Source organism: Solibacillus sp. (assembly GCF_040273735.1).
GTDB lineage: Bacteria > Bacillota > Bacilli > Bacillales_A > Planococcaceae > Solibacillus.
In genome coordinates, this window is record NZ_JBELZM010000005.1 from 57,484 (window position 1) to 72,421 (window position 14,938).

The 14,938-nt window shown below is 40.6% G+C and carries 16 protein-coding genes; 12 read left to right on the forward strand and 4 right to left on the reverse strand.

The window, feature by feature from the left end; all coding sequences use genetic code 11:
- Positions 1-12 precede the first annotated feature (12 nt).
- From ABS917_RS06945 to ABS917_RS07000, 12 genes are all read left to right on the forward strand, one after another.
- Positions 13-549 (forward strand): cob(I)yrinic acid a,c-diamide adenosyltransferase, encoded by a 537-nt coding sequence (locus ABS917_RS06945; RefSeq protein ID WP_350478322.1) that lies wholly within the window; start codon positions 13-15, stop codon positions 547-549.
- Positions 549-2,042: a cobyric acid synthase gene (locus ABS917_RS06950; protein WP_350478323.1), complete on the forward strand. Its 1,494-nt coding sequence runs from the start codon at positions 549-551 to the stop codon at positions 2,040-2,042. The genes ABS917_RS06945 and ABS917_RS06950 overlap by 1 nt, the downstream gene beginning before the upstream one ends.
- A 5-nt stretch (positions 2,043-2,047) precedes the next feature.
- Positions 2,048-2,890: a class I SAM-dependent methyltransferase gene (locus ABS917_RS06955; protein WP_350478324.1), complete on the forward strand. Its 843-nt coding sequence runs from the start codon at positions 2,048-2,050 to the stop codon at positions 2,888-2,890.
- Positions 2,883-3,923 carry a FecCD family ABC transporter permease gene (locus ABS917_RS06960; protein WP_350478325.1) on the forward strand — a complete coding sequence of 347 codons (1,041 nt, stop codon included), beginning with the start codon at positions 2,883-2,885 and terminating at the stop codon, positions 3,921-3,923. Before ABS917_RS06955 ends, ABS917_RS06960 begins: the two co-directional genes overlap by 8 nt.
- A gap of 1 nt (position 3,924) precedes the next feature.
- On the forward strand, positions 3,925-4,713 hold the full coding sequence (locus ABS917_RS06965) for an ABC transporter ATP-binding protein (protein WP_350478326.1): 789 nt from the start codon (positions 3,925-3,927) through the stop codon (positions 4,711-4,713).
- Complete coding sequence (locus ABS917_RS06970) at positions 4,713-5,696, forward strand: ABC transporter substrate-binding protein (protein ID WP_350478327.1); 984 nt, start codon at positions 4,713-4,715, stop codon at positions 5,694-5,696. Before ABS917_RS06965 ends, ABS917_RS06970 begins: the two co-directional genes overlap by 1 nt.
- A gap of 67 nt (positions 5,697-5,763) precedes the next feature.
- A complete protein-coding gene (locus ABS917_RS06975) occupies positions 5,764-6,501 on the forward strand; it encodes a sulfite reductase (protein ID WP_350478328.1) in 738 nt (245 codons plus the stop codon).
- Positions 6,452-7,648, forward strand: a complete 1,197-nt coding sequence (locus ABS917_RS06980; RefSeq protein WP_350478329.1) for a CbiX/SirB N-terminal domain-containing protein — start codon at positions 6,452-6,454, stop codon at positions 7,646-7,648. Before ABS917_RS06975 ends, ABS917_RS06980 begins: the two co-directional genes overlap by 50 nt.
- A gap of 81 nt (positions 7,649-7,729) precedes the next feature.
- The gene (gene cbiB, locus ABS917_RS06985; RefSeq protein ID WP_350478330.1) at positions 7,730-8,686 is read left to right on the forward strand and encodes an adenosylcobinamide-phosphate synthase CbiB; all 957 of its coding nucleotides are present in this window, start codon (positions 7,730-7,732) and stop codon (positions 8,684-8,686) included.
- A complete protein-coding gene (locus tag ABS917_RS06990; protein ID WP_350478331.1) occupies positions 8,661-9,728 on the forward strand; it encodes a pyridoxal phosphate-dependent aminotransferase in 1,068 nt (355 codons plus the stop codon). Before cbiB ends, ABS917_RS06990 begins: the two co-directional genes overlap by 26 nt.
- Positions 9,712-10,353: a histidine phosphatase family protein gene (locus tag ABS917_RS06995; RefSeq protein WP_350478332.1), complete on the forward strand. Its 642-nt coding sequence runs from the start codon at positions 9,712-9,714 to the stop codon at positions 10,351-10,353. Before ABS917_RS06990 ends, ABS917_RS06995 begins: the two co-directional genes overlap by 17 nt.
- Complete coding sequence (locus tag ABS917_RS07000; RefSeq protein WP_350478333.1) at positions 10,292-11,173, forward strand: NAD(P)/FAD-dependent oxidoreductase; 882 nt, start codon at positions 10,292-10,294, stop codon at positions 11,171-11,173. Before ABS917_RS06995 ends, ABS917_RS07000 begins: the two co-directional genes overlap by 62 nt.
- A 52-nt stretch (positions 11,174-11,225) precedes the next feature.
- Here ABS917_RS07000 and nrdF read toward each other — a convergent pair whose 3' ends face one another.
- Genes nrdF through ABS917_RS07020 form a run of 4 tightly spaced genes read right to left on the reverse strand, consistent with a single transcriptional unit; the run spans position 11,226 to position 14,855 of the window.
- Positions 11,226-12,188, reverse strand: a complete 963-nt coding sequence (gene nrdF / locus ABS917_RS07005) for a class 1b ribonucleoside-diphosphate reductase subunit beta (RefSeq protein ID WP_350478334.1) — start codon at positions 12,186-12,188, stop codon at positions 11,226-11,228.
- A complete protein-coding gene (nrdE, locus tag ABS917_RS07010) occupies positions 12,176-14,269 on the reverse strand; it encodes a class 1b ribonucleoside-diphosphate reductase subunit alpha (protein ID WP_350478335.1) in 2,094 nt (697 codons plus the stop codon). The genes nrdF and nrdE overlap by 13 nt, the downstream gene beginning before the upstream one ends.
- A complete protein-coding gene (gene nrdI / locus ABS917_RS07015; RefSeq protein WP_350478336.1) occupies positions 14,266-14,634 on the reverse strand; it encodes a class Ib ribonucleoside-diphosphate reductase assembly flavoprotein NrdI in 369 nt (122 codons plus the stop codon). The genes nrdE and nrdI overlap by 4 nt, the downstream gene beginning before the upstream one ends.
- The gene (locus ABS917_RS07020) at positions 14,631-14,855 is read right to left on the reverse strand and encodes a glutaredoxin family protein (protein WP_350478337.1); all 225 of its coding nucleotides are present in this window, start codon (positions 14,853-14,855) and stop codon (positions 14,631-14,633) included. The genes nrdI and ABS917_RS07020 overlap by 4 nt, the downstream gene beginning before the upstream one ends.
- Positions 14,856-14,938: the final 83 nt, after the last annotated feature.

Here is a 14,938-nt window from a genome sequence, read left to right on the forward strand (position 1 = left end):
GGCAATTTTAGGATGAGAAAAGGAATGCTGCTCGTATATACGGGTGAAGGAAAAGGAAAAACAACCGCTTCATTAGGTGTAACCTTACGTGCAATTGGCCGTGGGATGACTGTGAAATATTTTCAGTTTATTAAATCACCGGAACGTACATATGGAGAACAAATTGCCCTTCGTAAATTAGGTGTTGAAACCGTTCAGCTTGGTATTGGTTTTACGTGGACAAAAACACCGGAAGAACATAGAGAAGCGTTAAAAAAGGCTTGGCAAATTGTAAAAAAGGAATTGCAGGATGAAACGACGGATTTACTCGTTTTGGATGAATTAAATAATGCACTGGCGATTTCCAAATTTCAAATCGATGATGTTTTGCCTTTAGAGGAAGTACTTGAAGCAATACGTAATCGACCGGCCACAATGCATTTAGTCGTTACAGGACGTTCAGCACATCCGGATCTTATTGCAATGGCTGATCTGGTTTCAACCGTTGATGCGACAAAACATTATTACAGCGAGCAGGACGTCACAGCAATGAAGGGGCTGGAGTTTTAGTGCAGGCAATCATGATTCAGGGCACCGCATCAGATGTAGGGAAAAGTGTACTCTGTACAGCACTATGTCGCATTTTAGTTAATGACGGTTATCGGGTTGCTCCATTTAAATCACAAAATATGGCGCTGAATTCGTATATTACAAAAGATGGCGGAGAAATTGGTCGAGCGCAAGGGGTTCAGGCAGAAGCGGCAAAAATTGATGCAACAACAGATATGAACCCGATATTACTGAAGCCTAAAGGGGATATGGTATCAGAAGTGATTCTGCACGGTAAACATTTTGCCAATATGGATGCGGTCAGTTATCGTGAACAATTTGTAGAGGCGGTCATGCCTGAAGTTCGTACCTCACTTGACCGTTTATCGGAGAACTATGATGTTCTTGTTTTGGAAGGTGCGGGAAGTCCCGCGGAAATCAACTTGAAAAGCCGTGATATTGCCAATATGCGAATGGCTCATGAAACAGATGCGGCTGTGATTTTAGTGGCGGATATTGAACGAGGTGGTGTTTTTGCTTCACTTGTCGGGACACTGATGTTATTGGATGATGCGGAGAAAGCCCGTGTCAAAGGAATCATTATTAACAAGTTTCGCGGCATGAAAGAACTGCTGACAAATGGAATCGAATGGCTGGAAGAGTATACAGGAATTCCTGTACTGGGCGTTATTCCGTATTTCGATATTCAAATTGAGGCAGAAGATTCAATGGCGCTATCCAGCTTACGCTTGAAGAAGCCACAGCAACACGAATTTGCGATTGATGTTGCTGTCATCCGGTTACCGCGTATATCGAATTTTACCGACATAGATCCATTGTTTGAAGAACCCGGCGTAGGCGTGCGCTTTGTTTCCAACCTAAGTGATTTAAAAAATCCGGATGTCGTAATTTTACCAGGGACTAAAAACACGGTGGAAGATTTTTTATGGCTTCAGCAAACCGGGTTAATGCAAGGTATTTTACAATTAGCGAATCTAAATGTCCGCATTATCGGTATTTGTGGAGGTTACCAGATGCTGGGTGAAACTATCCGTGATGAGCAGGCGGTGGAAAGCACTGGCGGAACGTATTTAACTTTAGGTCTGCTGCCGGTTGAGACAACGTTCATTAATAGTAAGCAAACGGTTCAAGTTTCTGGAAGGAGCTGTACAGGTCATGAAATCGAAGGTTATGAAATTCATTTAGGACGTAGTGTAGCGACTAAACCGTTGAAACCTTTCATCCAATTTTATGATGGCCGGACAGATGGTGTGTATACGGAGCAAGTATTTGGTACATATGTACACGGGATTTTCCAAAATCGCCTATTCACACGTGATTATTTTAATACAGTCCGTATACAAAAAGGGATGGAACCAATCTCAGGAGAGGTCTTATCCGATTTTGAACGTCGCGAACAAGCCTATGAAATGCTGGACCGCCATGTACGTGAGCATTTGGATATGGAGAAGATTTATTCGTTTATTTCCGAAACTACTGTTGATAAGAGGTGAAATTGATGGCTGTTTTACATGGGCCACTCGCAATTGATTTTGAGCAGCTCTGGAAGGAAGGGATGCTGGACTGGAATGGGAATATGCCTGAACGGATGAAAAATGATGCATTGGAAGAAGCTTTTTGGGCACAGTCGATGCAAAAAAAATCCTATAAACAAACGGATGCACATGCCGTTCCGATTTATGAAAAGATTCGTCAATACATACCACAGGGCGCAAGCTGTCTGGAAATGGGACCCGGTTGGGGGAATTATACATTTCCTTTAAGAGAAGATGTCGGAAAACTGACATTGGTTGATGGTTCAAAAAGTGTTTTGGATTACTTGCAGCAGTATTTCATAGAAGACGATGCAGTACACTTTGTCCATGCGAAATGGGAAGAAGCAGATGTTGAACAGCATGATATTGTAATCGGAGTCAATTGTTATTACCGAATATATGAGATGAATGATGCATTGCTTAAAATGAATGATCGTGCAAAGAAAAGAGCGATCATCGGTTTAACGACAGGACCGATTCAACCACATTATGATGTTTTAGCAAAAGAATATCACTATCAGATTAAATATCCGAGACGTGATTATATTGAAATTTTAAATATGCTGTATCAGCTCGGTATTTACGCTGATTGTGAGATGCTGCCATTAGAGCGCGTTTATTACTATGAAAATTATGAAGCACTCTATGAAGCACAAAGTAAAAAGATATTATCGGAACCTTTTGATTTTGAGCATGTTAAAGAGGTACTTGCCCGATTCGTTATAGAGGAGGAAGGCAAGATTGTTTACCGTCATAAATTTTATGCAGCGATCATTAGTTGGGAGCCGGTAAACTTTTATGAATAAAAAGAAATTTTGGCTATGGATGTCTATTTTTATTATTGTGCTAGGAATATCGATTATTGGTGCAATCATGGTAGGTTCTGTAGGAATTACACCCCAGTTAATTATTGAGGTTTTACTTTATAAAATCGGAATTTTAAATGAAACCAATGCTACAAATGCGCAGCAAGTAATCATTTGGGAAATTCGGGTACCACGCGTATTATTGGCATTTTTAGTTGGGGCTTCATTAGCAATATCAGGTGCCGCAATACAGGCGCTAGTTAAGAATTCCATCGCAGATCCATACATACTCGGTGTATCTTCGGGTGCATCTGTAGGGGCAACTTCGGTAATTTTATTCGGTGCTTTTAGTTTTTTCGGCGTGTTTGCTTTATCGCTTGCTGCTTTTTTGGGTGCGGTATTTGCCGTAGTGATTGTCTTTATGCTTGCGCGTGTGAACGGGAAAACTTCGATGATTCGATTGTTACTTTCGGGAATTGCGGTCTCCATGGTTTTAGGAGCCATGACCAACTTTATGTTAATGATCACGAAAGAACAGGGCGGAGTCCAGGCCGTCATGTTTTGGATGCTTGGCAGTTTAGGCGGTGCAAAGTGGTCAAATCTCGGAATACCTTTTGTTACTTTTTGTATCATATTCCCATTATTACTACTAAGCTATCGTCAACTGAACGCACTGTTGCTAGGTGAGGAAACAGCATCGACATTAGGGATTAGTATTGAACGATTCAGGTTGTTCATTATTATCATTGTATCGTTATTAACCGGAGTCGTAGTTGCTGTAAGCGGGAGTATCGGATTTGTCGGTCTCATTGTCCCGCATATTGTGCGCATGATTGTCGGGTCCAATTATAAAGTAGTTTTACCGCTAAGTGCCTTACTTGGGGCAATTATTATTATCTGGGCTGATATGGGTGCACGTATTGCAATTGCACCGGAAGAAATGCCGATAGGAATTATTACCGCATTATTCGGCAGTCCGTTCTTTATTTGGATGCTTCGTCGCGAGCACTATTCTTTTGGGGAAGGGGAATGAGATGATCCAGCTACATCATGTTGAATATTCGGTTGATGATAAAGAGATTCTGAAAAACATTTCTTTGGAAATCATAGAAGGAAATTTTATAGGGATTATTGGTCCAAATGGAAGCGGGAAATCAACGATGCTTAAAATTTTGTACCGTCATCTGAAACAGTCATCGGGAAAAGTAACTTTGCATGAACAGGAAGTCTGGGATATATCCCCGAAAAAACTGGCTAGACAAATGGCTGTCGTTAGTCAGGAGTCCACTGTGTTATTTGATTTTACGGTAAGGGATTTGGTGATGATGGGGCGCACTCCTTATAAGGGCTGGCTCAGTCCTGATAACTCAGAAGATATGTCAATCGCGGACAGAAGCATGGAACTAGCCAATGTCGCGCATTTAGCCAATCGTACATTAAGCAATCTATCAGGTGGCGAGAAAAAACGGGTAATGCTCGCACGTGCTTTGGCACAGCAGGCAAGTATTCTCGTATTGGATGAACCGACAAACCATTTGGATATTGAACACCAGCTCCATTTAATGGATTTAGTCAAAGATTTACCGATTACGATTATTGCGGCGTTACATGATTTAAATTTAGCTGCAGCCTACTGTGATGACCTAATCGTTATGAAAGACGGAACATTACATATTCAGGGTTCACCTGAAAGTGTCTTAACAACAGAGATGTTAAAAGAAGTATTTAACATACATGCAGGAGTTTCTAGAAATCCATTCACAGAAAAAATGCATTTATTTTTTTATACTACTACAGCTATGGATACAAGAGGAGAACAATAATGAAATTACGAAAAAAAATTTGGGCACCAATTGCCCTGGCATCAGCACTAATTTTAGGTGCATGTTCGGGTGATGAGCAAAATATCAAACAGGTAACAGCAGATTCAGATGAGACGTCACAGACAATAACAATCGAAAACGATGGGGTATCCATTACATATGATGAAGCGCCCAAAAAAGCGATTTCTATTAATCAGCATGTAACAGAAGTGATGCTTGCACTTGGGTTGGAGGATTCGATGGTAGGTACAGCTTACTTAGATGATCAGATTTATGCTCCATTACAAGAAGCATATGACCAAGTTCCAGTACTGGCTGTACAATATCCTTCGAAAGAACAGGTTATCTCGACAGAAGCCGACTTTATTTACGGCGGTTGGGCAAGTGCATTTAACGAGAAAAACTTAATGACACGCGAAGAATTAGAACAACTGGGAATCGGCAGTTACTTGCAGTCTTCCTCAGTGAAAGTTGCTCCGGAGCTAGAAGATATCTACACGGATATTCGTAATATTGCAAAGATTTTTCGTGTTGAAGAGCGCGGTGAAACGTTGATAGAAGAAATGAATGCAGATATTGAAAAGATTAAAGAAAAAGTTCCTGCGGTGGACAAACCAATCGATGTTCTAGTATTCGATAGCGGTGATAAAGATGTATTTACAGCAACGCAAAACTTTATGAACACGCTCGTGAATATGGCGGGAGCAAATAATATTTTTGGTGATATCGAAAAAAACTGGGCAACGGTTTCAAAAGAAGATGCCGTTGAACGTAATCCTGAGGCCATCATTGTCATCGATTACGGTTCTACATCAGCTCAAGAAAAAATTAATTTCCTCAAAAATGATCCGGCATTGAGCCAAACACCGGCAGTACAAAATGAGCGTTTTGTTATTTTACCATTATCGGCTGCTTCAGAAGGTGTTCGAGTGGCAGAAGCGCTTGAAATTATCGTTAAAGGTCTTTACCCTGATTCATTTTAATTTTCAAAAACAAAAGAATTCTACCAGTCGCTACAAATGTGCAATTGATGAATGGGAGCGGTGATATATGCAAGAATTTGCTAAGAAAAATTTCGAGAAGGCGTTGCAGCTACCGATGCCGAACAAGACTTTTGCAAAATTAAAAGCAATGGATGACTATGTAGCATTAATTGTACGACCAGGGTTAATAAACAAACATTTAACAAGTAATCAGCTAATTGTGTTAGCGAATCTTGAAAAATCTGGCGCTGTAAAATATTCTGCCGGCCACAGTTTTATCGTCACTGTCCATCGTTCACACGTGGAGAAGGCAATGGAAAAATTAACGGAAGTGAATTTGTATGTGGCATCCCAAACACCAAGTGCTTTATTTAAATGTTGCGACTTTTGTGATGGGGATTTGTTAGACGGGTTACCACTTGCAAAGGACTTACTAGAACAAGTTGAACAAATGCCATTAAAAAATAGGGTACGCATCGGCTTTAATGCATGTACTAAAGCATGTTATAACGCCGTCCAGGATGACTTGGCGCTCATTTTTCATAATGGCAAAGTTGATATTTACGGAGGCGCGATTCCAATGGGCAGACGTGCCGGTTCCGGGCATCTATTGTTAAAAAAAGTACCGGAGGATCAAGTGATCGATCTTGTGAAAAATATATTAGGGAAGTACAATGCGTCATCAATCGATAAGTTTGCCGCTTTCATACAAAAAAATAAAACTTACTTTGATCAACTACAAGAAGGAGGATTCTATGACAACTTGGAATTTAGGTCAAATGCAGCGCCATCTGTTAATTTGTAACGGGGCTACTTGTATGGGTGCCGGTGCAGAAGAAGTAACACAGCAAATCCGGGATGAAATTCGTAAAAATCGTTTAGATGAAATGATTCATACATCACGAACTCGATGTAACGGGCGATGTAAAGATAAATGTGTTGTCATTGATTATCCGAAAGGGACATGGTATTCCGTTCAAAACGAGGAAACCTCGCGTGCCATTGTCCAGGATACCGCTGAAGAATCATCCATTATTTATTCGATGGAACACGGGGAAAGAATTCGTCATGAAAATCGAATTAAAGGGATTGATAAATATAAAAAAGGAAGAGGACCAATGAAAAAAGCAGTATTATTTGTTGGACATGGAAGCAGAGTAGATGCGGGAAATGAGGAGGTACGCCAGTTTGTAGAACAGATGAAAACGTACATTGATCCTGCACTTCTTGTTGAGACATGTTTTTTAGAGTTTGCTGCTCCGAATATAGAAGATGGAATTCAGCTATGTATTGAAAAGGGTGCGGATGAAGTTCATGTAATTCCAATCATCTTATTACACGCAGGACATTCAAAATTGCATATTCCAGCCGAAATCGAACATGCAAGAGAGCATTTTCCGGATATTCGTTTTACATATGGTCAAACAATTGGGATTCACGAGGAAATTTTTGAAATTCTTAAGTCGCGTTTAACAGAAGTCGGTTTTAATCCAGATGAAAAACATGAAGATACAGCTATCTTACTCATTGCACGTGGGGGGAGTGATCCATATGCAAATGGCGATTTCTATAAAATTACCCGTTTATTGTGGGAAAAATTGGATGTTCCTATTATAGAAAGTGCGTTTATGGGTGTAACAACTCCGTCTGTAGAACAAGGGATTGAACGTTGTATAAGACTTGGAGCAAAAAAAATTGTGATGCTTCCATACTTCTTGTTTACAGGAGTGTTGATGGAAAGAATGGCTAAAATGGTCGATCAGTTTACAGAGCAGTATGAAGACGTCGATTTTTTACTTGCAAATTATTTCGGCTACCATCCGAATTTGAAGAAAGTATTGTTGGAGCGCATGGAACAGGCTCTGGACGGTACTTCAACAGGTATGATCGATTTAGAGAATTTCCGCAAATATGCAGAAGAACACGGATATGAACACCACCATCATCATTAATATTAGAATTTATCCAGAGCATCGAATATGCTCTGGAATTTTCATTTCATAACAAACGAAAATAAAGGAGCGAGGGGCACGATGTATTTTATTATTTGTGTAATCGCAGTGCTCATCGATTGCATTGTTGGGGATCCGAAAAAATGGACACATCCCGTCATTTATATTGGCAACGTGATTTCGTTTTTTGAGAGGAAATGCAATAACGGCAGTGACAGTAGAAGACGGATCAATGGCTTTTTAACAGTTTTTTTCACGGTAAGTATAACAACGGGCTCGGTTTTCTTAATTGTCTTTCTTGCAATAAAAATACATCTTCTTCTCTGGCTTGTAGTCGAAATCTTTTTTATCAGTTTAGCACTAGCCCAGAAATCATTAAAAGAAGCGGCGATGCTCGTTTACGATTCCTTGAAAGCGAATGATTTACCCGAAGCAAGAAAATATTTAAGCTGGATCGTGGGCCGTGAAACGAATCATTTGGATGAAGCTGAAATTGTAAGAGGTGTCATTGAAACAGTCTCGGAAAATACGAGTGATGGCGTGACGGCTCCGCTTATGTATGCGTTATGTTTCGGGGCAACCGGTGCTTGGTGCTATAAAGCGATTAATACGCTGGATTCGATGATTGGGTATAAAAATGAACGGTATGCTGATTTTGGGTTTGCTGCAGCTAAATTGGATGATGTTGCGAACTATCTGCCCAGCAGAATTTCCGGGTGGTTCCTTATATTATTTACAAAATGTGATACGGTACAACCATTTAAACATCGCTATAAAAACTGGCTAAAAGATGCTAAAAAACATCCAAGCCCGAATAGCGGATATTTGGAGGCTGCTACAGCCGTGCAGTTAGGAATCCGTTTAGGCGGGTATAATCGTTATGGTGGGGTGGAATCATTTCGTGCTTATATGGGTGAACCGGAAAATACGATGCAGAAAATACATATAAAAAAATCGATCCGGCACATGTATGTTTGTACATGGTGTGTTGTGATAACAGGAGGAATATTGTATGGAATTGCCCGCACATGGAGCTAATGCAGCCGCGTTATATAAAGCGATGAACTTACATATGCCGGACAAAGTCATCGATGTTAGCGAAAATGTCAATCATCTCGGGTATCCGAAGCTAGTAGAGCAACAGTGGGCGAATTTGATGGATAAAATAGTGGGGTATCCGCATGAACAAGCGGAACCGTTTCGCTCTCAAGCGGCCGATGTACACGAAGTGGCAGCACAACACGTTGTCGTTACGAACGGTGCAGCAGAAGGGTTAATGGCTTTGGCACAGCTTTTCAATGGACAGGAGATTGCTTTGTTACAGCCAACATTTTCGGAGTATGCTAGAACACTAAAACAGCAGAATTGTGTCATTCATTCTATTTTAGCTGACGATATTGAAACATATCGATTTAATGAGGAAATATTGGAGAAACAGCTGAAAGATGTCCATGCCTGCTATATTTGCAATCCGAATAATCCTACAGGCGTATTATTGAAAAAACATTGGATTGAACAGTTGATTAAAAAGTATCCCCACTGCGATTTTGTTGTCGATGAAGCGTTTATGGACTGGACCGATGAATCGGAGAGCGTTGTTTCATTGGCAAACACCTATTCCAATTTATTTGTCGTACGATCCATGACAAAAATGTATGCAATGGCAGGGATTCGTCTCGGTTATGTCCTAGGGCAACAGGCAGAAAAAATCCGTCATTACTTGCCGCATTGGAATGTGAGTGCCATCGCAAATGAAATCGGCAGTCTCTGTTTACAGGACAAGTATTTTGTAAAGGAATCTCGTGAAAAGAGCAGTAAATTAAGAAGTCAGATGGTGAAGGACTTAAAATTAATTGGTTGTAAAGTATCAAACAGTGCAGCGAATTTCTTATTGTTTCAATTACCGGAACAGTATAATTCGGATAAATTTTTTGAGTATTTATTAAAACGAGGAATCGTATTGCGCCATACAAAAAACTATGTCGGCCTGGACGGCGCATGGTTTCGAATCGCTGTCAAAAGTGAAGAAATCTGGACTAAATGCAAGGGTGAGATAAGTAATTATGTTAAAAATCATTAACTACTACCGTCATGGTGAAACAGTCTGGAATAGAGAAGGGCGAATGCAAGGATGGCTTAATTCGGATCTGACGACAGAAGGAATAGAGCACGCAATGTCCGTGAAATGGAACCCGCAGATTGTATTTTCCAGTGACTTGAATCGGGCGGTACAAACAGCACACCTAATGTTTCCAAACCGCACTATTCATAAGAGCAAAAATTTGCGTGAAATACACTTAGGGCATTGGCAAGGCAGCTACATAAAGGACCTTCAGCAGGATGACCAGTATCTTTGCTATTTGAATACCCCGCATTTATTTGTGAATACGACTCAGGAATCCTTTAATGATGTAACAAAACGGATGCTCGGATTTCATGAATATTTGTTGCAGTTACCGTATGAGAGAATCGCTGTCGTATCTCATGGTGTTGCCATAGCCTGTTTGATGTCGGCGCTTCATAAACAGCCATACAACCAGCTATGGGGTTATATGTTGAATGGTGCTGCTTGTTTTTCGATAGAAGGGAATAGCGAACAATTACATAAAGGATATTTTTGTACAGTAATAATGGGGGAGAGCAATGATTTACGATGTTTGTGTAATCGGTGGTGGTCCTGCCGGGATATTCAGTGCATTTTATAGTGCATCTAGAAAGATGAACACTGTATTAATTGAAGGTAATCATGAACTAGGAGGGCGACTTAATCTATTTTTAAACTATGAAATATACGATATTCCTGGTCAATTTGGTGTTTTAGCGCGTGATTTTAAACAAGCGCTGATCGAACAGTTAAAAGTAAGTAAAGCTAATATGTTACTTGGAGAAATTGTTGAGGAAATTGAAAATATTGACGAGTTGTTTTATGTAACGACAACAAAGCAAACCATACTAGCTAAAACTATCATAGCGGCAACCGGCAATGGATTTAATGAGGTAAAAAGGATCGAACATGCGCACACCTCGGGAAAAATACAGTATGACCCGCCAGCTTTCCAACAATATGACGGTCCAATTGCAGTGATCGGTCATACACCGATGGCAGCAGATTGGGCAATTCAGTTAATGGGGTATGGAAATACGGTTACATTATATACCGACAAAGAGCTGAATTTACAGCCTATTTTAATGGACGGGCTTGCCAATAATAACATTCCAATTTATAAATTCTCGGATTTTAATGATTGGGCATATGAGGCTGTCTTTTGCCATATTGGTTCAAAAAAACGTACCATTGAATTCAACGGACGTATAGCGCAAAGAGATAATGGTTTAACGAATTGTCGCGGGTATTTTGTAGCAGGGGATGCCCGCTATGAGCAAGGTAAACTGAAACTCATCCACGGGGCAACACATGACGCAATGCAAGCAGTAAATGCGGCCTTTCAATATTTACACGAAGGGGCGAATTACCAGCCGATAGTTTCAACACATGACCCGATTTTTAAAGAATGGATAAAATGAACTTATTAAATAGGAAGAAACGCTATACCAGATTTTTGGTATAGCGTTTCTTTTAGAATTTAAACGTATCATCAGTTATAGGGGCCACTTTAGCAACCGCATATGTCGCTCCTTTTTGACTGAAGAAATCATAGGTTGACCCTGTATTGGAAATCCCGTTCATTACTATCGGGTTGACTTCCTCGTCAGGGAACATCGTATCGAACCCCAAGTTCATGAGCGCTTTATTCGCATTGTAGCGCACGTATTTTTTCACTTCAGGGGAAAGTCCCGTTTCTGCGTATAAATCATCGGTATACTTCATTTCATTTTGATATAAATCGAGTAAATATTCATAGCCCCACAAAGTAAGCTCCTGCTGTTTTTCTGCAGAGAACGTTTTGAAAATGTTCTGGGCGAAAAAGCCGACTGCTACTCCGTGGATTGATTCGTCGCGCAAGATTAAACTAATCACTTCTGCACTGTTTCGCAGTACGCCCTGTCCTCCTAAATAAAGAGGATAGAAGAAGCCGGAATAGAATAAGAAGCTTTCCAGCATGACTGAAGCGAACATTGCCTTCCATAAGCTTTCCGGGTCATCTTCTTTTATAGCAGTGTATACTTCACCGATGCGGTTTGCTTTATATTGAAGAAACTCATTTTTTTGCACCCATTCGAAAACTTCGTCGATTTCAGTGTTTGTACATAGTGTTGTAAAAATATATGAATAAGACTTTGCATGGATTGCTTCAAACGATCCGAATACGGTTAACACCGCTTTCTCCTGGAAATCAGGTGTGTACTTGGCAATTTCATTCATGCCGATGTTCGTTTGTACCGTATCAAGCAATGTCAGGCCGCCGAATACTTTTTTGTATGTATCCTGATGCTCGAATTCCTTCCATTGTTTGACGTCTTTACTGACTGCAATTTCTTCGGGGAACCAGATTTGTTTCCATTGCTGGTCCCAAAAAATGCGAGCGAGTTCACTCGTCGGGGTATTCCAGTTGACTGCTTTATACGTTAAATTTGACATGCGACACACTCCTCAATTGTAAGTAAACGTTGGCGTACGTAATAAACAGTTTTAATGCCTTTCGTCCACGCATATATATAAGCTTTTGCCAATTGTTCTGTGTTCCACTGATCTGTTACGTATAGTGTCATGGAAATCCCCTGGTCCACATGCTTTTGCGCTGCTGCGTAAAGGTCGATCAGTTCATACGGGTTTACTTCATATGCTTCGGTATAAAGTTCCTGGTTTTCATTCGTTAAAAATGGCATCGGATAAATTGTACGGCTGTCAGCATAATCGCGAACCTCCACGCGTTCTGTAACAGGGGCAATGGAAGCGGTACAGCTGCGGATGTAGGAAATGGAGCCAGTTGGAGCAATTGCAAGTCTATATGAGTGGAACAATCCATGCTCCAAAACGTCGGCCTTCAACTGCTGCCACATATTTTGAGTAATGATCGGTGTACCCCCAAGTGCTTTAATCACTTCAGGTGTAAGTTCTTTTTCTTCTTTATATATATAAGTTTCAAAGTAAACACCGCTCGCATAATCACTTTCCTCAAATCGATAAAACGTTTCGTTCTTTTGCTTCGCGATTTCCATTGATGCTTTTAATGAGTAATAATTCAGTGCTTCCATAAACGCATCGATAAATTCAATTGACTCTTTGGAGCCATAACGGATTCCGCTTTGTACGAGGTGTCCATGCAAGTTCATAACGCCCAATCCTACAGAGTGCATCACTTTGTTGGCTTTCGACACAGAAGGGACGTTTACAATATCGGTCATCGTTGAGACATTCGTCAAAAGACGCATTGCTGTATCGACAAGCTGTCCGAAATCCTGAACTTTCGTTGCTTCGTGAATGTCGATCGATCCTAAATTGCAAGAAACATCGAGGCCATATTCATTCGGCTCGTTTTGATCGGTAACAACACTTGTTTGCTGGTATTGGAGAATTTCGGTGCACAGATTCGACATCTTCACACGTCCGATTTCTTTTAATGGATGCTCGTTATTAACATTATCATCGAATATTTCAAAAGGGTAACCCGATTCAAACTGCGCTTTTTTAATTTCCGTATATAGTTTACGGGCATTTAATCGTTTCAGTTTACGGATGTTCGGATTATCCAATAGCTCATAGTACATTTCTGTAATCGAAATTTCCGACATGCGTTTCCCGTATTCTTTATAAATATCATATGAACTGAACAAGACGATATCTTTATCTCGGCGCATCAGTTCAAAGAAAATATCGGGTAGAATAATCCCTGTAGATAGTGTAGCTAATCGGATTTTATCGTCGGCATTTGGTTTCTTGGAAGAGATGAACGCTTCAATATCACCGTGGAAAACATTCAGGTAGACGACTCCTGAACCATTTCTTTGACCAAGCTGATTCGAATATGAGAATGAATTCTCCAGCAGTTTCGCAACGGGCATAACCCCGCTCGCACGGTTTAAGATCCCTTTTATCGGATCACCTAAAGGACGAAGATCGGTCAAGTTTACCCCGACACCGCCGCCTAAACGGGAAAGCTCCAGACAGTAACCGATGTTCTCGGCAATCGAGTTCATCGTGTCATCCATTGTCAGTTTAAAGCATGAGACAAGCTCACCACGCGCCTTTTTCCCGCTGTTTAAAGCAGTTGGGGTTGCTGGCTGGTAGGCAGTCATGACCGCTTCGATGGCCTTTTCCGCCAACATTTCATCACCTTGTGCTAAATAAAGGGCGATGATGACAATTCGATCCTCGTACTTTTCCAGAATTTCTTTTCCGTCACGGCTTTTCATCGCATAGCTTTCGTAAAACTTTGAAGCACTCATGAATGAAGGGAACCGGAACTTGTAGGAATAGGCTTTTTTGTACATCCGTTTAATAAAGTCCATCGAGTAGAAATCAAAAAACTCTTTTTCGTAATAGCCTTCATCAACTAAATAGCGCACTTTTTCCTCAATATCAATAAAGTAGCGTAAACGGACATTGACGTCTTCCAGAAAATAGCGGCGTGTTGCTTCTTTGTCTTTCGCCAAATCAAGTTCACCGGTTGCACGGTAACGGTTTAATATATCGTTATTTAATTTTAAATACTGTTTCATATCGATGCCTCTTTCCAAATGGAGTGGTAGTAATCTGTAATCGACTCGTAATTAGCCGGAGTTCCCCGCATTTCCACTTTTTCAATTAACGGAATTCCGTATTGTGCAGCTAAAAGGTCACCAGCACGGCCGAAAAAAGCATGACCGAAATTCCGGTTTCCGCTTACGATAATTCCTTTGCATAATTCAAAGTTCGCAGTCATGAACTGGTCGACGATAGGGGGGACAGAGCCTAATCCATCCGTATATGTAAATAAAAGATACGGTTCATCGATTTTCACCATCTCGGCCAGATCCTTTGCGGGTAAGCCGAGTTTTTGCACGATGTATCGTACATTGCCAGTTCGTGAAGCATAAATAATCATGCAGTCATTTCAGAAATGCGATCGATAATAGAAGTCGGCTCTGAAATGAACTCACCGTTTATTTCAAATAACGGCACAGACAGAAAACCTGCATCGATTACTTGTTGTTTTGCTGTTTCGTCCTGGTCGATATTGATGACCTCTACTTCCAAGTTGGCTGCATCAAGTTCTGATTTTACCCATAGGCATTTCGGGCAAATTGTTTTCGTATAAAGTTTCATATTAGAATCCCTCGCTATATAAATATTACTAGTTATCGTGTCGTACAGTATGCGGGAGAGATTTGTGACAAATAAAAAAGCTA